This window comes from Thermosporothrix sp. COM3 (assembly GCF_059696735.1).
In genome coordinates this window covers 2,261,131-2,284,181 of sequence record NZ_AP019376.1, presented here as the reverse complement: position 1 = coordinate 2,284,181, position 23,051 = coordinate 2,261,131, and the positions used below count along the sequence as shown (strand labels likewise).

Annotated in this window: 15 protein-coding genes; 5 read left to right on the top strand and 10 right to left on the bottom strand. The window is 54.8% G+C overall.

Features of this window, described 5'->3' with window-relative positions; genetic code table 11:
- Positions 1-42 precede the first annotated feature (42 nt).
- From KTH_RS09755 to KTH_RS09710, 10 genes are all read right to left on the bottom strand, one after another.
- On the bottom strand, positions 43-5,715 hold the full coding sequence (locus KTH_RS09755; protein ID WP_497618202.1) for a helicase-like domain-containing protein: 5,673 nt from the start codon (positions 5,713-5,715) through the stop codon (positions 43-45).
- Between the two features lie 81 nt (positions 5,716-5,796).
- Positions 5,797-6,729: a bifunctional DNA primase/polymerase gene (locus KTH_RS09750; protein WP_170142816.1), complete on the bottom strand. Its 933-nt coding sequence runs from the start codon at positions 6,727-6,729 to the stop codon at positions 5,797-5,799.
- 404 nt (positions 6,730-7,133) lie between these two features.
- Positions 7,134-7,616, bottom strand: a complete 483-nt coding sequence (locus KTH_RS09745; protein ID WP_111324746.1) for a hypothetical protein — start codon at positions 7,614-7,616, stop codon at positions 7,134-7,136.
- 52 nt (positions 7,617-7,668) lie between these two features.
- The gene (locus tag KTH_RS09740; RefSeq protein ID WP_111324745.1) at positions 7,669-8,019 is read right to left on the bottom strand and encodes a carbon storage regulator; all 351 of its coding nucleotides are present in this window, start codon (positions 8,017-8,019) and stop codon (positions 7,669-7,671) included.
- A 157-nt stretch (positions 8,020-8,176) separates the two neighbouring features.
- Complete coding sequence (locus KTH_RS09735) at positions 8,177-8,569, bottom strand: hypothetical protein (RefSeq protein WP_137686348.1); 393 nt, start codon at positions 8,567-8,569, stop codon at positions 8,177-8,179.
- Between the two features lie 631 nt (positions 8,570-9,200).
- Entirely contained in the window at positions 9,201-9,926 is a 726-nt protein-coding gene (locus KTH_RS09730; RefSeq protein WP_111324743.1) for a class II glutamine amidotransferase, read from the bottom strand.
- On the bottom strand, positions 9,919-10,596 hold the full coding sequence (locus KTH_RS09725) for a hypothetical protein (RefSeq protein ID WP_497618199.1): 678 nt from the start codon (positions 10,594-10,596) through the stop codon (positions 9,919-9,921). The genes KTH_RS09730 and KTH_RS09725 overlap by 8 nt, the downstream gene beginning before the upstream one ends.
- 176 nt (positions 10,597-10,772) lie before the next feature.
- Positions 10,773-11,729, bottom strand: coding sequence for a WD40 repeat domain-containing protein (locus KTH_RS09720; protein ID WP_111324741.1), 957 nt, complete (start codon positions 11,727-11,729; stop codon positions 10,773-10,775).
- Positions 11,730-11,939: 210 nt separating this feature from the next.
- Positions 11,940-12,128, bottom strand: coding sequence for a helix-turn-helix domain-containing protein (locus tag KTH_RS09715; RefSeq protein WP_246046489.1), 189 nt, complete (start codon positions 12,126-12,128; stop codon positions 11,940-11,942).
- A 626-nt stretch (positions 12,129-12,754) separates the two neighbouring features.
- Positions 12,755-13,519 carry a hypothetical protein gene (locus KTH_RS09710; RefSeq protein WP_111324740.1) on the bottom strand — a complete coding sequence of 255 codons (765 nt, stop codon included), beginning with the start codon at positions 13,517-13,519 and terminating at the stop codon, positions 12,755-12,757.
- Between the two features lie 358 nt (positions 13,520-13,877).
- Between KTH_RS09710 and KTH_RS09705 the strand changes: the two genes are divergently transcribed.
- The 5 genes from KTH_RS09705 to KTH_RS09685 all read left to right on the top strand — a co-directional run bounded on the left by KTH_RS09705 (position 13,878) and on the right by KTH_RS09685 (position 22,957).
- Positions 13,878-14,720 carry a hypothetical protein gene (locus KTH_RS09705; protein ID WP_111324739.1) on the top strand — a complete coding sequence of 281 codons (843 nt, stop codon included), beginning with the start codon at positions 13,878-13,880 and terminating at the stop codon, positions 14,718-14,720.
- 27 nt (positions 14,721-14,747) lie between these two features.
- Positions 14,748-14,996: a hypothetical protein gene (locus KTH_RS09700; RefSeq protein ID WP_111324738.1), complete on the top strand. Its 249-nt coding sequence runs from the start codon at positions 14,748-14,750 to the stop codon at positions 14,994-14,996.
- Positions 14,997-15,104: 108 nt separating this feature from the next.
- Entirely contained in the window at positions 15,105-17,921 is a 2,817-nt protein-coding gene (locus tag KTH_RS09695; protein WP_497618196.1) for a helicase HerA domain-containing protein, read from the top strand.
- A 123-nt stretch (positions 17,922-18,044) separates the two neighbouring features.
- Positions 18,045-21,116 carry a hypothetical protein gene (locus KTH_RS09690; RefSeq protein WP_497618194.1) on the top strand — a complete coding sequence of 1,024 codons (3,072 nt, stop codon included), beginning with the start codon at positions 18,045-18,047 and terminating at the stop codon, positions 21,114-21,116.
- A gap of 2 nt (positions 21,117-21,118) precedes the next feature.
- Positions 21,119-22,957: a hypothetical protein gene (locus KTH_RS09685; RefSeq protein ID WP_497618192.1), complete on the top strand. Its 1,839-nt coding sequence runs from the start codon at positions 21,119-21,121 to the stop codon at positions 22,955-22,957.
- Positions 22,958-23,051 lie beyond the last annotated feature (94 nt).

Below are 23,051 nucleotides of genomic sequence, written 5' to 3'. Positions count from 1 at the left end.
CGGGAGCCGGCTTCTGCCCTTGAAGCCTGCACGATTTACCCACTACGATGTACTGGCAGTGGACCCAGGTACAGGGGGAAGAAATGTGAACAGGGTGGGGTGTTCTGATGCAGGAGCCGCCGAGCGGCGACGCGAGCGTCTGGGAGATGGTTTCCGTAGCCGTTGGACATGCTCTGGATGACCAAAGACGGGCGAGACCCGAGTTGCGGGAACCGCGTCCGTACTACGATGGTGGGACGGGTGCTGCTGCTGGGCTGCGGCAGCATGTTCCGTTGCCTGCGATGATGGCGTGCGTATCCGCGCCACGGAGCGCTGCGCCTGCTGCGGGGCCGGAGTGCTTTGCGCTCGGTGCCCTGCCCCGGCAGATGTGGACGCTTGCTCGGTCTGCCGCCTGGATGAGCGCGGTTTCCGCTGAGAGGCGGCACGCACTTGCTGGATGTGCTCCGGGTTGCCAAAGACCAGGGTAGCGCGTGATCCAGGGATGACAGGAGGGCGCTGTTCTGTTTGTGCTGATGTAGTCGTTGGAGCAGGCGTTGTCTCGCCAGCAGGACCGGAAGGCGCGCCCTGAGCTGCCCGCCGTCGGGTGCGTGGTCTTGCTGATGCAGGCGTCGTCGCTCGGCTTGCCTTCTGCCTGGGTCGTTGCCCCCCTGTCCGCCGGCGGGTAGGTGGCCGAGGCGGCTCCTGCGCTGACACCGCTGGGACCTCGGGCGCGACGGGAACGGTGGCTTCAGCCGTAGAGACCTGTGCCGAAGCGACGCATGTGGTCTGAACCCCCGATGCTGGCAGCGTCGCGGGGACCCGTGGCGGGAGCAAGGCCGCAGGCGTCTCCGTCGGGATTGGGCTTGCCGTGACCGCGGCGGTGTGGCTGGTGCTCTCTGCAAGCAGGGAGGCACGCAGCCGCGCCGCTTCTGCCGCTTTCTCGGGCTGCTCTTTGGCCTCGGCCACCAGGTGGGTATAGCGGTCGAGGGCCTGCTGGCGAGCACGGACCCGGTGCAGCTCTTCCTGGCGCGCAAAGGGCTCGGCGGCCTGCGCGGCAAAGCGGGCCGCCCGCGCCTCAAGACGCTCAGCCGTCTCTCGGAGGCGCTCGGCCTGGGCTGCTGCGGTCGCGGTAAACCGGGTGAGGGCCTCCACGATGCGCCAGCGTTGCCCCTGGGCCAGCCAGGTCGAGGCCAGCGAGACGCAAGGAGCGGAATCGCTGCTGCCAAAGAGCAGGTCTATGGTGTAGCGGCGCTCTTGCTGTCGGAGGCGCACCGCGCACTCGCAGTCCTGCCAGTGGCCCAGGTTCTCCCAGCCCTTGTTCTGTGTGAGCTGGTGAAGCACCCGCAGCGCGATGAACTCGGCGATCTCCTCCCGGGCGGTCAGCAGCTGTCCCGAGGGCAGACGCAACCCGGCCGGGGCCTGCTCGGCCTGCCGGGCGATCGCCGCGAGCTGATGGGCCTCGATGCGGGTCCGCCGGGCGGCGGCGCGGGCCTGTTCTGCCTCGTGTGCGTCACGCGCTCGCGCGCGACGATGGGCCTGCTGCAAGCGGAGCAATTGCGCCAGCACTTCCGCGCTCTCAGCCTGCTCAAGCACCAGCGGATCCCCGGTGGCGGCCGCCTTGACCTGGCCATAGGAGAGGGCATGGGCTCCCAGCTCCTCGGTGGTGCGCTCGCTGAGACGCCCGGCGCGCACCTGATCAAAGAAGACCGCTTTGGTGGTAAGCACCTGCCAGCTATAGGCATCGAAGGTACGCTCCTGCACGTAGCGGAAGAGCTCGACCTGGGGATAGAGGTTGCCGGGTCGGCAGACGCGGCCCTCGCGCTGTTCTACCTCATCAGGCCGCCAGGGGGCGTCGAGATGATGCAGGGCAGCGGCGCGGGTCTGAATATTGGTGCCGGTGCCCAATTTCGCGGTGGAACCAAGCAGGATGGCGACCTGCCCGTTGCGACACTGCTCGAAGAGGTGGGCTTTCTGCTGATCGGTGGTGGCCTCATGGATGAAACGGATGCCGTGGGCCGGGATGCCACCGGCAATCAGCAAGCGCCGCAGCGTTCCATAGAGCTTGTCATCCTGTGCATTCGGGGTGCCCAGGTCACAGAAGCCGATTTGCAGGGATTTGAAGGCGCCGGGCAGGAAGGCGGCCTCCCGTTGCCAGCGCTCGTACACGGCGAGCATCTGGGCGGCCACCGCTTCGAGCTTGGGGGAACGGGCAGCTCGCTCGCCGACGAGAGAGAGATCCAGGGCCGCCATCCGCCCATGCGTCGTGACCCAGAGCATGTTATCCAGCCGCCCGGCGATCCACTGAGGAGAGCCCCGTTGAATCGCCTCGCTGCGCTCGACAAGGGTATCGACAAAGGCCTGCGTATCCGCATCTGGCTCGACGACGATGGTGCGCTCAATCCTGCTCGGGCGCAGGCCATGCAGCAGCTCGGGGCTGCGCAGATCTGCAAACTGGGAGAAGAGGGCCAGAAATTCGGGCAGGTTGAGGAAGCGGGCGGGCCGGCGGAAGAGGCGGAACGAGGCCCCGTTGGGAGAGACCTCGACGCGGGTCTCGAAGTCGATGAAGCAGGAAGCAAACGCATCGACGGTTTCCAGGCCCCAGGCGCGCAGCAGCTCCGGACGCAGATACCAGCCCCAGACAAAGGCCTCCACCATGGAGTTGGAGAGCGGGGTTGCGGTAAAGAAGGCGGCGAAAGGGCGGCCCTCGTTGTGCGCTTGAAGCCAGCGCAGCTTCATTTCCAGATCGCAGGCGCGTGTGGAGGGGCGCACCTGCAACGCTGGCAGGTTGGAGGGCAGTCCCAGGTTTTTGTAGAGGTGTGCTTCGTCGACGATCAGGTAGTCAATGCCGAGCTGCTCAAAGGTGACCCCGCCATCGTGGGGCCGCTCCTGGAGCGCTTGCTGCCGCTGACGCATGCGCTCGACCTGGGTTTCGAGCTGCTTGATGCTGCGACGGGCGGCGCGATCCTCCTGCTCGTGGGGCTCGCGTTCCAGGGAGAGCAGTGCTTCGCGGTAGGCGGTCACGCGGGCTTCGAGGAAGCGAGCCTCGGTGTCGGGATGCACGCCCAGAGCCGCAAAGCCCGAATGGGTCAGCACCACCAGATCCCAGGTGCCCGTGGCAAGACGAGCGGCGAAGAGGGGGCGTTTCTCCCGGCTCAGCTCCTCGCGGGAGACCATCAGGATCTGCGCGCCGGGATAGAGCTGCTGGGCCTCTGCCGTGATCTGCTCCAGCAGATGGTTGGGCACAAGGATGGCGGGCTTGCGCACCAACCCCAGCCGGCGCAGGGTCATGGCCCCGGCGATCTCGGTGGTGGTTTTGCCCGCTCCGACCGGATGGGCGCACAGTGCGGCCGGAGAGGTCACCATGCGCCAGACAAAGTCGCGCTGCCAGGGGTAGAGCTGTGTCTGCCACCGGGCGCTCATCCCCGGAAAGCTGAGATGAGCGCCATCGTCGTGGCGCGGTACCCAGGCGGTATAGGTGCGATGATAGATGGCCGCCAGCTCCCGGGCTCGCTCCACATCGTCCCAGATCCATTCGGCAAAGCGGGCCTCGATCGCCCGCAGCTTCTCCTGGGCCGCCAGGGTCTCCTCGCTGTTTTTCACCGAGGTGCCATCCGGAGTGAGGTCGTAGACCACCGGGGCTTTCTTGTTGAGGCCGGCTTCCAGGAGGGCATAGGCATGCAGGCGGGCGGTGCCCCACGCGCTGGTCGCTGCCGGGGTCGTGGTGGCGCTTTTCTCGACCCAGACATGCCAGGTGCCCGTCACAGGGACATGACTCACCTGGGGGAACGCGCCAAAGGTGGCGCGGCAAAACTGGGCAATGACCCGAGGCGGAATCCAGGGGGCACCCAGCCGCACCGTGATCTCCTCGGGCAGCAAGGGCTCGGGCTGGATCGCTTCCAGGGCGGTCACATTCCGCTGGAAACGGGCAGGCTCGCGCTTGGCGGCGGCGCGGGCCTGCTCGAGGGTGATGGCAACCTGGCCGGAAAGGTACTCGGAGGCGGGAAGCCAGCCGCCGCGCACGGGATCCTCATAGATGAGGTCGCCCAGAGCGGCCGGCACCTGCTCCACCGGGAGCGAGAGCAGGCGGGCGATCACCGCCAGGTCAAGCCTCCCACACTCGTCCAGGCAGAGGGCCAGCGCTTCTGCCGGGGTGTCGGCGGTCGTTTTGCGCTGCGGACGCGCATGCACCCGCTCAAAGAAGAGCGGGGCTTTCTCGGCGTGCTGGGTGGCAGCATCATAGCGCTCCAACCCCAGCACCAGCGGAGCATCAGGATCCTGCGCAAAGGCGGCCAGAGCAGCCGGGCGCCGACGGGAGAGGCGTGGTTCCCCGGTCTCGGGGTCGGGGGTGCCCTGGATCAGGGTGGCGCGATGGAGTGGGCCATAGCTGGCCACATAGGCATCATAGAGCGTGTTGAGCTGCTGCCGCAGGGGCAGCAAGGTCTCATCGGGCCGGTCAAGGTCGCGCTCGGCCTCCAGGAGCTCTCGCGTGGCCTCGCGCAACTGCACCAGAGCGGTGAGCTCAGCGCTCATCCGCGTGATGGGGACCAGTTCCCCGTGAAGCACCTGAACGAGACGACCGTCCAGCAGATGGTAGGAGCGCTCCTGGCGCCCGTCGGCTCGCTGCGGCAGGAGGTCGGGGTCCAACCGGGTGTAATCGTGGGGGGGCAAAGAGCCGCCCCCCTGCGCGGTGATCTCCTCGATCAGGGCGCACACGGCCTGTTCCAATGCAGCCTCGAAGGGCTGCGGGGCGCGTAAGGTGAAGGTGGGATCCCCGAACTGGTTGCGCGTGAGGGCGGGAGTGCCCACCATCCTCAGCATCTGGTGGGCAAAGTACTCGTTGAGGGCGAGACCCGGCAGCAGCGCCTCCGTCGTCTGGAGCCAGGGGGAGCCCTGCCAGGAGCAGGCCGCGGCGCGCTTTTGCAGGATGAGCAAGTCCGAGACGACCTCGGTGGCGGCGGCACGATGGGCCCCGGCAGGAAGGCGGAGCGCGCCGAGGAGATAGCCCTGCTCGGCCAGTGCGGCACGGTGTGCGGGGCTGCTTGCATCAAGGGTATAGCGGGAGGTGATGAGCAGGGCAAGGCCGCCCGGACGCAGGGCTTGCAAGGCCCGCCAGAGGAAGTAGGTGTGCAGAGGGAAGCGATGGCCTCCAGTCTCTCGATCGGAGATGGGGATTTTGCCAAAGGGGACGTTGCCGATCACCAGGTCGTAGCTGTGAGCGGGGATGATCACCTGTTCCAGGCGTGTGCAGAGGATCCGTGCCTGCGGGCAGCGGAGTTGAGCCAGGGCAGCCGAGAAGGGGTCGCGCTCAATGCCGGTGGTAGAAAGGGAGAGTTGAGGCGGAGCTGCGGCAAGGACGGCACCACTGCCACAGCCGGGTTCGAGGACGCGGCCCCCGGTGAAGCCGAGTCCCTCAGCCAGGTGCCAGAGGGCGCGAATGAGCGGGGCATCGGTGAAGTAGGAGGTGGGGGTTGCGGCGCTGGCAGCCGCGAAGCCCTCGGGACCGAGCACCAGGCGCAGACGGGCTGCGATCTCCTGCCAGTGCTCGCGAGGCGTGGGTTCAAAGGCGGGAGCAAGCGCGCCCCAGCCCATGAACTGGGAGAGCAGGGCTTGTTCCTCGGGGGTGGGTGGGCGTTGGGTCTCGCGGAGCTGCTGGACAAGCTCAATACAGGCAAGGGTCTGAGCAACGGATGCGGGAATAGTGTGCGGTGAAACGGTGTCGGATATCGTGCGTTTCATAATAGCTCTTCCTTTTATAACAAGAGAAAAGCCCTGCACCTCATGGTATAGGGCACAGATCTGGAGAACGGATCGGAACAATCAGGAGAGCTGGGCATGGGCCCAGCTCAAGCAACGGAGGGCATCGGAGACCGGGTAGTCGTGCCCGCCGCCTGGAACACGCGCAGCGTATGCGCGCAGGTAGGGCTCCGCTTGCGCGGGCGTGAGCCGGGCCTGTTGAATCAGCCGACAGGCCAGCCAGAGCGCGCAGGTGTGACGGGTGCCGACGCGGGCCCGTTGCAGCGCTCTCTCAAGCCAATAAGCAGGGTCAGCCAGTTGAGATGGTTCAGCGAGGCCGCCACGAACCGCGAGAGGCATGTCCTGCCTGGGATATAGGCACCGGAACCGTTCGCGCTGGCGCACGAGATCAAGCAGCAGCGAGGGAAAGGGGGCGATAGGAGCAAACGAGTGCCAGCGATAGTGCCGCCCATTGGGATGCAGCGAAGGCGGGACGACGATGTAGCCGCCCTCACCCCGCAGATCAATGCCGGGCAGGCCCACAAACTGGACGGTACAGCACAAGACCGGTTCCTCCGGGGAACGGAAAACGAGATGCCGCCCTGAGCCGGTATGGGCAGTGCGGGTGGCAAGCACGGCATACGGCGCCTGGTGCAGGTCAAGCAAGCGATGCTGAAGCATGGCTTGCAGGTGCCGCAGGGAAGCAAAGCCATCATGGCGCCCATCGATGTCAAGCACCGTCCAACCCGAGGGAGAGCCGGTCGGGATGGCAACATTGGCCTCAGGCCAGCGCCGCCACCACCAGGAGATCTGTTCCGCGTCAGTGGTGGCTTCATGGAAGCCGCGGGTCCGCGGGTAGGGCACTTTGCCGTTGACAGGAAACACAGGCAGGCCTCGCCGAGCATAGAAGAAGGCAGCCTCCCGACAGGTATGCGGAAAGGCGATGAGGGCACCACTGTTGATCACAAGATCGGACTGAACATGGTTGATCTCGCAAGGTGATGTACCTCTGAACATGAGAGGAATTTTCTCCTTTCTGGACAAGGTGAGACCTGTTCCACAGCAAAGTGCACAGAACGGCCATGTCAGGAGACGGGGCATACGCCTCCACAAGGCAGGGATGCAGGGAACAGAACCCACCTTTTGTGTATGCAACAGTCTGTGAATCTCCGCTGAGAGGCACCAGAAACATGGAGAGCTTCACACAACAAGAGAGGCATGGATCACGACAAACGGACGCTATGCGGCGAGAGACGCTGGAAGTCACGCAATCGAGTCGTTTGCCGGCCTGGAGAAAATCGTGCGAGAATAGTTCAGGGCAGATCCAGAATACACCCTATCTCTGTGCTTGCTCAGCTCAGAATGCATGGTCGATGAGGGGATATCTTCTTTCTCATGTCCTTCACCATTCATATCAAGCGTTAAAACGCAAGTGGATTTTTTCGCGGGTTTGCCTTCAACCATTCATCTAGTTGAGTTGTCAAGCGTTCATATTCCTGACAGAATGCTTTGACTAAATGGTGAAGCCGGACTGGATTGAGAGGTGCCGCGAAGAGCTGTTCTTCATAGCTATGAGCGATAAGCTTCGTGGCATATACCAGCAACTTGACTTTCCCCCGAACAAGTGTACGTACCTTCTCTTTATGAAAAAGCGCAAACGCGAGACACCTGACATATTCCTCTGCTTCAGGACGTTGTATCGCTCGCGAAAAGCCAGGCAAGAGTTTTTTTACCCAGAGATGATACATTCTATGAATGAAACACAGCAGGGCACAACTCCAACAATAGCGAGGAACAATCTGTCTGGGATAGGCATGAAAATGCCATCCCTGATCGTCGAGAAATGCTGCAATCGCAGCAAGATGTCGATGGACCTCTTGTAACTTTTGAATATTTGGCTCCATCTTGAGATTTCCTTTCTCCTGCTACGCCGTCAAAGCCAGGTAGAAGGCCACATCACAATGCTGTTCCTTCAGATGCTGTCAGATACTCTCTTTCACCAATGAAACAGCAATTCTCAAAAAATCCTGCAAACTTCCCTCTTTGGATTAAGATATGAGGCGGGGCCTCAACTCCTATCTTTACGCTGCTTCCCTCATCCTTTAAAATGCGTACTACAATATGATTTTTTGTGTTGTTCAAAGGAACGTCTGCGACAGCCCTAACAAGCAACTGGTCAGATGGAACCTCAACTCCTATCTTCGCTCTTTCTCCCACTTCTTTTACGACACGCAGCACCACAAATACCCTTTTCTTCTCATCAAAGAGAAAAAGGGATTCCCCAACTTTTCTTCTTAAAACTAACATGATCTTCCTCCTTTACAGGAATACTACTTCACGGAAGCAGCCCAGGAAGCTCCCGTCTTCAGGCGAGGCGTGATTCATTCCACAAATCTTCATGTCACAAGCACACTGGTTTCCACACAAAGCTTCACCCGCTCTATCTGTCGTCATGATGACCTTCTTAACCTGCATGTCGCTCAACCAGTTCCAGCTCTGGAGCAGGAGAATGTTCTCTAGAAAGAGCTCTGATATAGAGGTGCAAGATCTCTTCCCCTAGCTCGGCAGGAGATACGTTCTCGGTGGACAGCTTACGGTTGAGGATGCTCGTACAGCGACGAACAAACCAAAGAACCGCCAAAAACTGTTCTTTGGAACGAAAACGCGGAAGGCGATATTCCAACGTTGGATAGTCTGAGAGAGGGTTAAAGGCGCTGTAGCGCCCATCCCAGCGAGAACAGGCATAGCGACAAAAGTTTCTTCCCCAGAAATCACTGGTTTCCTGTCTATGCTGAACCATATATTCCAGTAATCTACCAAAGATCGCATGATAATAGACACTTACTTTTTCCTTCACGCAGCACTCTACATGAATATGAGTACCACAGCTAGACCCGACCAGGCTGGACAGCTTCTTCAACATCTCAAGAGCTGGATAAAAAGGGTCTAAGGAGCGATAAATTGGAGATTTATACTCCTCTCTGACAGTCGGATCAGAGGACCTGATAAAGCCATACTTCAGCAGGCCTACCCCGCCGGGTCGCTGAACCTCAAATTCTATTGAGAATGGGGGGAGTCTCTTTTGTTCCTTTCCCTTCATCGCTGTATTTGCTACTGAAGAACCGCGTCTGGTAAAGCATTCCGCACAGAAAAAGGCCTTTACCAACGACTCAAAGCGACAATCTGTGAGTCTTTTACAACAAAAACATTTGTGTACAGCCCTTCTTTTTGTCAACATTTTCTCTCACTCCAAAGGCACATAGGAGAAGGATCCTTCTCCTACCCATAGTTCAATCTGTCCTGAACAAAGAAATGAGGGTCGCTCACCCACGCGGAAAAAGCTCACCTATGGCAGGTGACAGCCGCTGACTTCCTGCTTCTCTCAAGCAGATGAAGTGTATTTCTTCTTCGTCATCATTGCTTGCACTCTCCTGGATAGCAGAAAAAGAAAGGCGGAGTTTTGAGTAAAAAAACTCCGCCTCCATCCATTACGAGTACATTTGGTACATCTTTTGTAGGTCAGACGATATGGTGGCTACTCTGTGCTTTTTCTTCCATTCCTCTAGTCCCTTGACTAAATCTTCAAACCCATCGTCCATCGCATCAAAAATCTCTCCCTCACCTACGAGAGCTACCTGCCCTACCTTTGTCATAAAGGGCATACCGGGAGGGAGTTCTGATGCAAAGAGCACAGCCCTCTTTTTCGAGTCCCAGAGCGCAACAAGATCTGAGTGAGGATCTCCTTTCACAATAAAGGGGTCTTCTTTGGCAAACCCCATAAACACACCCTTTCTCCGCTGAAGCTCTCGGATAGGAAGATCCAGGCGTCCCCACACTCTGGCAATGCAGGCACTATCACTAAGCGAGAGCGCCTGCCCGAGTTCAGCGAAGACGGCATCATGCCCATTATGAGCAAGAAGAAAGTCATTCTCTACAAACGGATGACAGAGCGCCTTACTGACCTCACCACATGTTGCTAAACGCGTGTGAAATAGAAGCCAGCTCGCGCCCTCACTTCGAAACAATTTTAAGATCTGCAGTACACTTCTTACTTTTCGTACTCCTTTCTCACTTTCCATTCTTCCATTCTTCCATAAAGCGGCGACGCCATTGCCATCGCCGCCCTTTGCCTCAATCAGATATTGGAGAAGATCCTCCATGACAGGCTCTATCATATCGAGAGCGGCCGCATTCATTAACAGTAACCTACACATGATTCCTCCGTATACGTCTTTGTCTGCTCATTTGCTCGTCGTCTATAATTCGGGACAGCTTGTTATGCAGTAGTAGGCACGTCTGCTCATCCTCGGGTAAGGCATCAAACCAACGCTGATCTCCAGGAATGTATCTCTGATAGAGAGACAGAATTTCTTGCCCGATCTCAGGACGTATCCCTGAGAAATCATCCATTCCCCGTTGAGTAAGCAGACTGACACACGATCTTGCAAACTGCACAACAGGTACAAACTGCTCCTTCGAGCGAAAACACGGAAGCCGAAACTCCACTGTTTGATGTCTGGTCCAGGGATTGATAGCCATATAATGGCTATCGGTTCCCCCCGGAGTTGCATAGGAACAAAATCCCCGTCCCCAGAAGAGAAACGTTTCCAGGGGGTACTCAAGCAGGTGGTCAAAGAGTGGCCCCCACACAACCCCATAGTCTCTCTGAATACTCACCTTGAGTTCTGGCTGACATTCAACATGAATATGCGTCCCACAGTTCGTCCCAACCAGGTGGGCCAATTTGTCCAAATTCCCGATGGAACTTTTGAAGGCATGCATGGATTGATAGATTGGAGATTTATACTCATCTCCAACCGAGCTATCAGTGGTCCGAATAAAGCCATTTCGGAGCAAAAGAAGCGACTCCTCAGACTCATTCACTTCAAATTCGAGAGAGAAAGGGGGAAGCTGTTGCGGCTTCCCCTTTCTCCTCATATTCAAAGTTGAGCGCCCTTGTGACCGGATACACTCATTGCATACATATCTCTTCATCGCTTTACGATAAGAGCACGTTTTTTTGTTTTTACAAAGGAAACATTTCCTTCGTACAGGTACTTCTACAAACATGATGACTCCTTATCATCCTGAAGAAATGACTCTTCTATCCGGACATAACCCTCTCCTCCCCATCCTAAGGCAGATCCCAGGCTCAAAGAGGTAATTCTGTCATGGCTCTCTATAACGGCCATCGTGCGTCCTGACTCTACCTCCCAGACATAAATGTGCGGTGATTGGTCCTTACCAAAGCAAGTCGCTATAAACTTGCCATCCGGAGACCACGAAACAAAATCGCTAGAGTATCCCCGAGCGCCTTTTTTTCGATATTCCGGTTCAGGCTCATAAACAGCCCGCTTCTTTATCCCTTCCCTGGAGAGCGAAAACAGTTCAACACGTTGATTTCTGACAATTGCCAGTTTTCGCTTTTGCGCATGAATAGCGTACTGCCAGGGAGTATAGCTGTAATCAAAGGACCGTTTCCCCAGGACTTCTAATCGGGGTGTTGCCACCAACAAATCTTCTTGCTGCAACAACAGGAGATAAGACCCGAACCACCCGAACAGGCGCACCTCTTTTTTCTTTCGAATATCAGGGCCAGCGCGGTAGACAAGTTTGTTACCCTTTCTTTTTTCTTTTAAAGGAAGGACACGCGTCACGTATCCCTCGTAGGAGTAGCAACAAACAGCAAGGCCTGTTTTCCCCCAGCTCATACTGGAGATGTCTGAGAGATCCCAGTCCTCCAGAGGCGGCAGTTCCAGTGCATACGATGAACCATCGCGAACATCCCTTATTTCGATGCAGTCTAGAGACCCGTTCACGGCAGCAATATGGTGCCCATCAGGTGCCCATGCAAACGTTGCCGCAGGTTCAGTATGCTCGAAACACCCGTGGCGAACCCCTTTGGCATCAAAAATGATCGTTTCACGTGACATCGCACACGCTACTGTGGCCAGGACGAACTCGCCACCAGGCGAAAAACTCAGCGCTTCACAGGTACCTAAAAAAGGGTAGAACATCGCTCTTCTCCTCTTCTTCTCCCGAGATGCATGAGCAACAAGCGCTGCGACTCTCCTCAATTTTCCCGGGAATACAGAAAAAGATCCTACTCAGAAAGCAGGATCTTCCAGAATATGCTATACTACGAAACGATAGGTTTTTCTATCGTAGAGAAGCAGTGATTTCTGATCATTAGGGCGTTCAGGAGATCACTGCTTCTCTTGCTATTGTTAAAGGTTCAGAAGCTTATTGAGCGTGGAAGCCTTAATACGATACGCCTCACGTTTGCCTCTGTGAGGGAGTGTAACCGCTTCAAGGACACCACTCTTGATCCAGCGGCGCACGGTAGTATCATCCACCCGGAGACGGCGCGCAACTTCACGAACGGTTAACAATTCCATCTGCATTTTTTCTTCCATCTTTTTTCTCCTTGTGCAGGAAAAGCAGCGGCACGTTCTCCAGGAAAGGGCAAGAACACACTTTCCTGCGTTTTCCGCTGCAAAACATCTGTACTTCTATTGTCAGCAAAGAACAACCTACAACGACATTGCTCTACTCTATCGCTCTACGAAAAACGCACTTCAGAATTCCTGTTCCAGGAACACACTCCAAAGTATACTGACATACAATCAGGACTTCATACTTCAAACATTTGTTTCCACCAGAGAGTTCGCTTACGCGCCCTGCTATCTGGCTTTTGATTTGGCTCACCATTTTGTCAGCCAAGAGCTCCCTTCTGGGAGGTGCTCTTTTCTCATCACTTTCACTATACCCACTCAGGCCGGAAAATTCTCGGAACGGATCCAGAAAAAACAGCACAGGGTCACGTGACAGGCGAAACGGAGAAGGGGAGAAAAAGTAAAGATGCAGGAAACGATTCATTGCTGAGGAAGTAGGTGACCTTGCAGCATTATTGGATCGAGTTGAAAATAACAGTTTCAAGAGAGAAGGAGAAGCCCACAGCGGGAATCTACCTTCATCTCTTGAGAGTATCTGCCCTACAACGAATCTCAGAGTTCGATCGCCCTACGATGAGATTCGGAGTTCAGAGAAGTTGCAATAACCCATAGGCGACTAACGGGAGTAGGATTAAGACACCTGTAACGATCGCAAGCCAGACCAGCTTTCGCCGAAACTTTCGTCCCTCCATACGGACGGTTGCTTCCTCTACGGAGGACGGCAAATGCTGCTGTAAATGGGCCTGACTGGTCTTCACCAACTCCAATGCCGGTGTTACGAATGCTGGCAGCCCCTGTTGAAGTTGCTGCACGCCTGTCATCGCAAGTTGCAAAGACTGTCGAGAATCGGCATGCATTTCACGCATAAGCTGAGACTGGGCCTCAAAAGATTGGAACAACCGCTGTTGGAGCTCGCCATTGAGATTGAGCTGGCGTTCAAGCAGTTGCTCCGTCCCCTGGATCCGCCGTTGCACCAACGGTTCTGCTTCCCGTTCTCTGTTTCTTCGCGCTTTTTCGGCTTCGAGCTGGAGTTCATCAACCGCTTGTCGGTATTTTCGCTCCAGGTTTGCCCGGAGTGCCTCTCTGAGTCCAGGCGTAGCAGGACTCAATGAAACAGCTCCCACTTCAAACTGATACAATGCTCTCTCCCGCGCGTGGAGACAGAGAAAATCGGTCAATTGCACCTGCCTCTCCCATCTTGCCATCTCTAAGAGTGACGTCCATAGGTCACTTAACTCACCCTTCACCTTCTGATGGAGTTCCTGGATTTCCTTTTGTTCTTTCCCATTCATCAGGTGGAGACAATCAAAAAAGGCTTTCTCAGCTACTGCAAAATCAGGTTTCTGGAACATGGATGACCCTCCTTAGAATGAATCTCAAACGGTCAGAAGGCCCTCCATGAACGCTGGTTACCCAGCGAGGAGAACCCGCTGAATAACCAAAGCAACACTATCTACAATGCCAACACATCAACTTGACTTCGCGAAGACAGGTTTAGCATAACTGCTCGATCCTGGCCAAACCCGGAACAGAGGGAGAATACATCCCGAACGGCAAGGTGACTCAACGAGCAGAACCAATGGCATGCTATGCTTTCCGCTTCTTTTCCGATCATTCCCCAGCATATCCGTTCTTTTTCTGCCTCTTGCCAGTCTCAGGCAAGTAGAGTTTGTCAACAAAGGTCCTGGTCAGGACGAAAGAGGAGGACATATGTTTCATTTTGATCTGCTTCAGTGGCTCGTGGATCGACTAACAGAACTCTTGTTAGTCCTCTCCTCACCTATTCACCCATTTATTGATCTCATTGGTACGACACCTCTTCATTTCACAACACAAAACGCCATTGTGCATCACGCCTGGGCTGTAATGGTAGGAGCGGCTGATCTTTCCCTGGGCCTGGTACTGGTAGTCGGCACAATTCAAATCATGTATGGGCAGAGTGTCGGAGCGCTTCGTATGCCCATCGGGCAATTCGTCGCGAAAGTGCTGTTCACAGCTCTCCTTATTCATTTGAGTGCCTTTATAGGGGAACAGCTCCTGCTCCTCAATAACCTGCTCTGCGAAGCAGTGAGGGGCAACGTGCAGGATTTTATCCTCAAGGTCAATGACGGCCAACTTTTTTCCAACGGGCAGCTCCTTATTGTTGCCATTGTTCTCGTCATCCTGTTCTGTATCACCTTTTTTCGCATCATCTTTCAATGTATCAAACGCGTTGTCCGCTTCAATCTCCTGTTCATCCTTTCCGGCCCTGCACTCCTTACCTCTGCCCATCCATACACCGCATCGGTGTGCAGTATGTGGGCACGAATGTATATTGCGACGATCTTTGAGCAATTTCTACAATTTCTCACCTTTGGTCTTGGTTTTCAGTTCCTCATCGCCACAAAACAGACCGGCCTGACCGGCTTACTGCTTGCCACAGCAATGCTCTCCATGACCGCTGAGATTCCAGGGTTACTCTCACGTTTCACCGCTGTTACCGGTGGAAACGCCAGAGAAGGGATAGGGGCACTCGCTGGAACAGCAGTAAAGGCGGTTACATTGCTTGTATAGCAACAAACACAAGAAAGGATACGAAAAATGGATACCCTCAATAACCTCAACACTCTTATTGAACAATTACAGGTGCATGCCGCGACCATTGGCATCACCCTGGCAGGTTTAATGGTCGGCATCTATGCAATGATGATCATGTTCACGAATGACAATAGCCCAACAACCAGAAGCCAGCGCTGGGAACAACTCCAAAAAGTTCTTATCTGTGCGGGCATTATTGCAGCAACGGGGACGCTCATCCAATTCGCCCAATCCCTGGCGCATATGTTGTAATAGCGCATCTTTCGTCGTCGCTGACGGCGAACTTACCCAAAGGGAGAAGGGCGAGAAAAAGCACTATTCCTTCTTTCACACCCTTTTCCCTCTTTGAGGAGAGAGAATATGCACGAACACGATTCGCTCTTGAAACGAGTTCCCGGTCACCTCTTTTCGTTTGAGGAAAAGGTTTTCGGTCTATTCACCTTACCACAACTTCTCTGTGATCTGGGGGCTGGAGCCGGCATCCTGGCACTTACCAGTTCTTTCCCGCTGACCACCCGCCTTCTCATCGGCATCGCTCTGGCTCTACCAGTCCTCGTACTTGTTCACGGGAAAATACACGGCTACACTTTCCTGCGCTGGCTTTATCTCTATGGTCATTCACTGAGTATCCCGCGCCACACAACATATCGCTCTTTTCAAGCAGAACAGAAGGCACAGCGGCGCTCCCAGCCATCCATTCAAACCACCTGGATTCGGTTTAATCGTCTGGAACACGGGATTGCAGGCTATAGCACATCAAAAGGAGGAGAGTATTATTGGATTATTCTTGAGATAACGGGACGCAATATCCGCTACCTGCCCCGAACAGAACAGATACAACTCTTCAAACGCTTTGAGACCTTTTTAGCGGGGTTGGATTTCCGTCTCCAGTTCATTTCTCATACAGAGCAGGTTCATCCCCGGGCATTTGCGCCACTACGCACACAACAGAAAGCCCTTCAGCATGTATCCAATACCCCGCAGCTTGCCAGGCTCCAACAGGCGAGCCTGCACTTTCAGCAACAGCACATACCCAACTGTACGCTTACCAGGCACTTCGTCATCCTCTCAGTCTCAACACAGGAAGAAACCATTCGGACTGCTCAAGGAGCGCAGCAAGGGGCATTCTCCACCGTTTTCCGTCTGCCAGGTCGTACCCATACACCATCCATCTCAAAAGCGCACCTTCTCAATCAACTCCGTATTCGCTATTCGGTGGTTAAAAAACTGTTCCAGCAATTGGAGGTGCAGATCACACTCCTTTCTGATCAAGAAATCCTGCGTGTCTTCGCTTCGAGCCTGGTCCCTGGAGCAACAAACGGTGAGCCAGGCATCCTTGCAAAGCATCTTCCACACACAACAACAAAAGACCACTCGCTCGCTGATCTGCTCGCCCCAAAACAGATTACGATCCATCCTCACATGCTTGAAGTCGAAGGACAGAGCGGCAAACGCTACCAGCGCTACTTTACTGTGGTGACCTATGGGCATCAGTTAGCATGTGGCTGGGTCAACGAGCTCATGGAACTGGGACTTCCCATGCATGTTTCTACCACTTTTGAACCACTAGACACACGCATCATCCTTCATCGATTGGAGCAGCATTTAGTGAAGCTAGAAAGCAAGCGATTTGCAGATCAGAAAGCGCTCCGTATCACGAAAGCAGATCAACACATTGAGGCCGAACAAATCCAGCACATAACCCGTGAGCTGGCCGAACGTCGCTTGAAGATCTTTGTCGTCTCTATGACCATTGGCATTCATGCAAGCAGCCTGGAACGTCTGGAACAGCGCTCTCACTACCTGCTTTCCCATTTGCGCCAGAGGCAGCTTCAGGTGCTCCCAGGCCTACGGCAGCAAGACGTGCTCTGGCAGGCCAGCCTTCCGACCTGCCCGGCAGTCCTCCTTGACCACGCAATCAACTTACCAGGCGATGTCTGCTCCACTTTCCTCCATGCGACTTCCGGCGTAGTGGGAACGCCAACGGGTGTCTTCTTAGGCTTCACCGGCTCAGGTTTCAGTCGCCGACCCGTCTACTTCAATCCCTGGTCTGCCGAAAAAAAGATCCCGAATCCTCATATCGTTGTGGTTGGCGAATCTGGAATGGGAAAAAGCTGGCTTGGCAAGACCTTCGTGACTGGACTTACAGGCATGGGCATTGCAGACATCGTTGTGCTGGATCGTGATGACGACTATCTCCCGCTCCACAATGCCTTAGCAGGCGAAAGCCAACGCTACAATCTGGCACAAAGCTGCCCCATCAATTTCTTTGATCTTCCCTTTGGCCCCGAGCATGTGGATCCAGATGCCCCTATTGATCTCCTCTCCGAGTTTCTCGATAACCATCTGATGGTAGCACTGGCACTCATTGTGACAGATGCAGAAAATGGCAACGCGAAACTCTCTAAAATTGAAGAGGCATATCTTATGCAGGTCGCCCGGCATACCTATGCCGCAAAAGGGATTACCAGTGAAGCTATTCGCCACGATCCCGCAACTTTACTCATCCCGGCTCCAACGCTGGCGGATTTTCTTGTGACCATGAAGCAAACAAAAGCTTCTTCTGAAGAGATGCGACTTTCTCTGCTCGAACGCCTGGAGAAGGCGCTGTATCTTTTCCCGGGAGAAACCCGGATCTCAATCTCAAAACCGATGACCATTTTCTCCATCTGCGACCTTGATGAGAAATGGTATCCTCTCATGACCTTTGTCGTGCAAAATTTTCTGTACCGGCATCGTGCCTTGCGTCAAGATGAACGCTATCTCGCCTACCTTGTCGAGGAGGCCAGCTATATGCTCAAACATCCAGCGGGCCGACGGTATCTCGAAGCCGGCTCACGGGGCTTCCGAAAATTAGGCATTGCGCAGATCACGTTGAGTCAGCACCCCGGGGATTTCCTGGAAGAAGGCGCTGTGATCCTGTCAAATGCTGGTACGGCCTTCTTTCTTGGTATGCAGCCCAATGCAGTCGCCAAACTCAATCTTTCTCCAGAGCTTGAGCGCGTCCTGACAGAGGCTGTGCCAGGTCAAGCGGTCATGCGCTGTGGGAATGAGTTTGCAGCACTGACGATTGCTTCAATCCCGCAAATCCGCCACCTCCTGACAACAGACCCGCAGGAACGCCGAACGTTACGAAAACACCATGATCATACCAGGAAAGGGCAAACAGATGCGTAAAAAGAGACAAAGCACCAAACAGGCACAGCTTGTTCGCTTCCTTCTCCTCATTCTTTCTGGCCTGCTGCTCCTCGCTGGACGTTGTATGCTTCCACATCCCATCCTTGTATAGGAGAGAAAGACATGACACAGTTCTCTACTACACCAACGCTTCCTATTCCATGCCAGGCCATGGGAGCCGAGCACCTGGTTCAGCTTGTGCCCCATGAAGAAGGTGTTCTTCAGGCTGAGGCAATGGAAAACTGGTTTCAAGCTTGTAGCACCAGGGAACCTTTTGTACTTGAACTGGTCGGAACCAGCAAAGCACAGGGGTTCCTGCTCCGTGCCACCTCAAAAGATCAGCTTGTCCTCCTTTCAAAGCAGCTCGCGGCCCAATATCCTCAGGCTGAAATCAAACGGATCGCATCTTCCGCAGATCCCGTGACACTTCGAGCTGGCGAACACGCTCTTATCGGCGAGTTTGCCCTTCTCAAGCCGAGCTGGATGCCTCTCAAGACCTTTAGCGGGAAAACGTTGGCTGAAACAGGATCCGATCCACTTGCGGGCATTCTGGCAGCTATGGAAGCTGTTGTTCCGCGTGAACGTATCATCAGTCAACTGGCCTTGCAGCGAGCGCCTGAAACCTGGATCTCAAAGGACATTCGCAAAGCCGTCGAGCATCCACTTCAGGAGGAGCGAAACCGGACCGTCATTGCCAGCAGGGAGACCAGCAACCCCAATGCCGGAGGCCTCCGGATTCTTGGTGGGTTGCTTGGAGGAATGGTGATTCTCTCGGGTTATCGCTGGTATCAGCAACAGGCCTGGTTTCCCCTCACGCTTCTAGCAACGGGCACCGTTATCACGCTTGTTGTCCTTCTCTGGTGGTTTTTCGTTCGAAGGAAACCACCACGCATCTATGATATGAAGCTGGTCGCAGAGAAACTCATGCGTGCGGCATATTATACACACCTGCGTGTCATCATTATCGGCCCACAAACAACCACAACAGAACAGCGACTCCGCACATTGCTCACTCATCTGGAAACAGCCTATCATCAATTCACGCTGGCAAGTGCAAACGGTCTTTACCTCAAGCGGATCCGTTATCTTACCCCCGAACAGAGACAGGCCAAACAGCTTCCAGGCATTCCTTCGGCCTTTCCCTATCATCACCCTTTCGTACGGTTTCTCCACAGAGGAGCCCCTTGCAACGATGTGTGGAACGGGCTGGAACTTGCAGGGGCCTTTCATCTCCCGCAAGAAACAACAGACCTTCCTTTCGTGCAGAGAATGAGTGTTAAACACCTCTTATTCTCTCCTGAGATTGCTCATCATATCAGTACAGCTCCAACTCCGCTCCCACCGGTCTTGCTGGGGTACTCAAAACATCGAGGCTATGCAACTCCCGTCTATCTTCCTTTTGCCACGCTCTTCAGTCACAAATTTCTGGTTGGACGATCCCGCTCAGGGAAATCAGTGCTGATGCAGTTGATGCTTCAAGGGGCAATGCATCCCATTACAGATGGATCGCCACAACCGGGCATCTTCGTCATCGATCCTCATCATGATCTGATCGAGGATCTTTTGGGCTGCATTCCGCCAACACGCATCGCCGATGTGATCCTTCTGGATTTCGCGGAAACCGCGTATCCTGTCGGCCTCAATCCGCTTGATGCCACGATGGGCTTCACCCGTGATCAGGCTGTAAGCAATCTCATGTCCTGCTTTGAACGTGTCTGGCAGGAGTTCTGGGGACCACGCATGGCTTACTTTTTAAAATCGGTCTGCCTGCTTTTATATAGTCTTAACCAACGCCTTGTAGCAGCAGGGAAAGCACACGAGCAATACACCCTGCTGGACATCAATCCTTTGTTACAATACCAAAACTATGCAATCCAGGTCCTGCGTCATCTTGATATGAGCGAGACCTGGCATCAGGAACTTTTAGCCTGGTGGCAAAATGTCTATTTTGCGCTTCCCAAACAAAGCGGCTTCAGGCAGGAAGTAATCATGCCTATCATCTCTAAACTCGGGGTCTTTAACGATAATGAGGTGCTTCGGCGCATTATTGGCCAACCAGTCACCACGGCTCCCATTCAGCAAGCCATCACCCACGGCAAGATTGTCCTCTGTGCCCTCAGTTCCCGTGACCTGGATGATGCCTCGATCAATATTCTGGGATCAACCCTGATCAATCTCCTGCACCGCACCTTTGCCACCCAACAGCATCTCTCCCTGCTTCAAAGGCGCAAAGTATTCGTCGCCATTGATGAACTTCAAACCTTCAGCGGAAGCATGTATGACAAACTTCTCAGTGAGGACGCAAAATACGGGTGTGCTATGCTGCTTTCAACCCAATCCCTGAAACGCTTAAACCAGATCAAAGACGGCCTGCTCGAAATCATCCTGGCAAATTGTGAAAATCTCTGGTCCTTCAATGTCTCTGCGATAGACGCCAGACTCCTGGAGGAAGAATTTCAGAAGAAAGTGACGCAAAAACACCTGCTTTCTCAACCCAGGCTGCACTGCTATACTCGCCTCTCGCTTCCAGGCCATCCACTTCAGTTCGCCAGTTTTGAGGTAGCCCATCCAGATGGATGGCAAAAAAATGCGCGTCAAGATGCGACTCGTGAGCACATTCGTCGCCAGGCTCAAGCTCGTTGCCTCCCAGCGACCCAGATCGATGCCAACCATACAAAACACCTCAAACAGTTTCTCGATGTGCAGACGTTTGCGCAAAAAATTCAACGTGAGGCACAAGGAGCACAACAGAGCAAGCAGAAAAAAGAGCAGGCCACAGAACTCGCTCAGCACATACAATCATACCATCTCTCGCCTGCTTCGCAGAGTCCTCAGGCAGAAACGGAGTCGCCTCCTTCTCCTTCATCGCTTACAACATCCACTCCGCTTCTCTCGACCGCACCCAAAGAACAACAGCACGAGCATACTTCCCTCACCTCACCGACCATTGTCCCCCAGGAAGCAGGACCGCACGCAGCCAGCGAGCCAAAAAGGCGCCGAAATCATCCCCGGAGTCGACGCAATAAGCAGCCCACCCCCGTCACGAAAATGCCCATTGGAAGTCCTCCCCCGGGACTTGTTCAGCAGGAAACGGCGCCCCCACCAGAGGGACATGAAGAACAGCGTCCATTCTTCTCATCTTCTGGCTCATGGGGACGAGCAGGCAAAGAACGCGAAAGCCGGGAACGTGCCTGATCATGCAGCTCAGCACCGAACAACACCAGCAGCTCCTTTGGCTGACCTGGCTTTCGCTCAGTTCAGTCGAGGAGCTGGCCCGCATCCAACACAAAAACACAAAAACGATCTGGCGACTCCTGCATCAATTAGAAACAGGCAACTTTATCTCTCATGTCGTTCTCTCAGAAGCGCATCGGATCTTCCGGTATTACCTTACAGATCAGGGACTCCAGTATCTCGCTCAATCTCTTCAGCTTCCTTCCCCCCTCCCATTAGCTCAAAGCTATCCAGTAACCCGCGCTGATTTACAGGCCAGACTTGCCAGAATAGACATTCACGCCATTCTCTCAACATGTATAAGTCACCTCCTTGCCACCTCTCCAGCCGGTTCCCAATTGGTTTGGTATCAACAGCCCTGGAAAGAACCATTCCGGAGTTCCCGGGGTCAACAGCGGTTTGTGGTTTACGACGCCTTGTATATTGTGCGTACTCCTTCAAGAGCACATCTGCATTATGCCATCTCTGTAGATCTCCCGGATCGGCCCTTTCATTCCCGCGAGGATCGCTCTTTTCTCACGCATATCCAACGGAGCCAGAGCACCCCTCAACCAGGCCGCCCTCGCCCGGTCTTTCTACTCCTTTCTATCCCTGCCCGCTATTCGTTCTGGGCAGATCTCATTGCTCCTTTGCCCTTCCTGCAAGGGGCAATTGGCAATCTTCTCCAGCTCGAACAGATCAATGAACAGATCTGGCTCCCCTTGAAACATCTTGCCCACTGGCCGCGTAACACCACACAACTCCACCACCTTCACAGCTTGTTCTCCCCTCTCCCCCCGTCATCTGCATCGTTACCGAACACTTCCATTTCCCCTATCAGCATTCACTCCTCCGATCAAGCTCCCTGCATCTCTCGCTCATTGCCCGTGTATGTAGGCGCTGACCTTCAACATGAAGCACAACAATTCGCTTCCCAATCCCCCCTCAAACAAGCGCACCTCATGCTCGAAGCCCTGCGAGGCGGAGAAAAGACTCAGATCGAGATAGCCGCTATGCTTTCACTGCTTCTGAATCAGCAGCAAAAAACTATTCTCTCCTGGCTCACACGACATCCATATCTGGGAGATGATGATCTTCTCACGCTCTTACACCCTGGAAAAACAGATCTTCGCCTTCTGCATCGACACCTTGAGCCCCTGATTGCACTACAACTCGTGCAGTGCTCCTTCTGGGAGGATGCTCCCACACAGCGCGAACGCAACCGCTATCACGTCACTGAAATAGCCCTCCGCTATCAGGCCATCCGGCATCAGCGCTCCATCACATCCTATCTCCACCCGGCTCCTTCTGGTTCCTGGCAGCAACGAGGAATCAAGCTACTCCATAACCAACACTCCCATACCTGTGAATTATACCGGTGTATACGAGCTATCTATGCACTTGCCTCCCCTACAACGTATCGCATCATGTACTGGAAGAATGCACAAGAGGCAGTACGATGGCATCAGGATGCGCTCTCACACAAGATTGTGTTCATCCGTCCCGACGCCGAGTTAATCTATCAACTCCCGGGAAATACACTCCCTCAATCTCTCCTCATCGAATATGATAGAGGAACAACATTTTTTCGTGAACATATCGCCAAGATCGAAGCATATGGAGACTATCAACAAACAACGGGGAAACATCTCCCGCCTCTCCTGTTTATTCTGCATCGCTCGCACAAACGGAAAAGTATCCAGGAGGCGATCAAAGAGGCTGAGGCCAGAGAGCTTCACATCTCCCTTCATTCAGAAGAAGAGGTACATCGATACGGCCTTCAGCCTCTCCTTGCCGATCTTCTGAATACTCGTTTCCCTTGAGCCCTCCTTACGGCTGTATCCCGCCAATGTTCCGTTTCTTCTCGAATACTGCTCCGCGTCCGCAGACGGGAAACTCCCGGAAACAGACACGCCA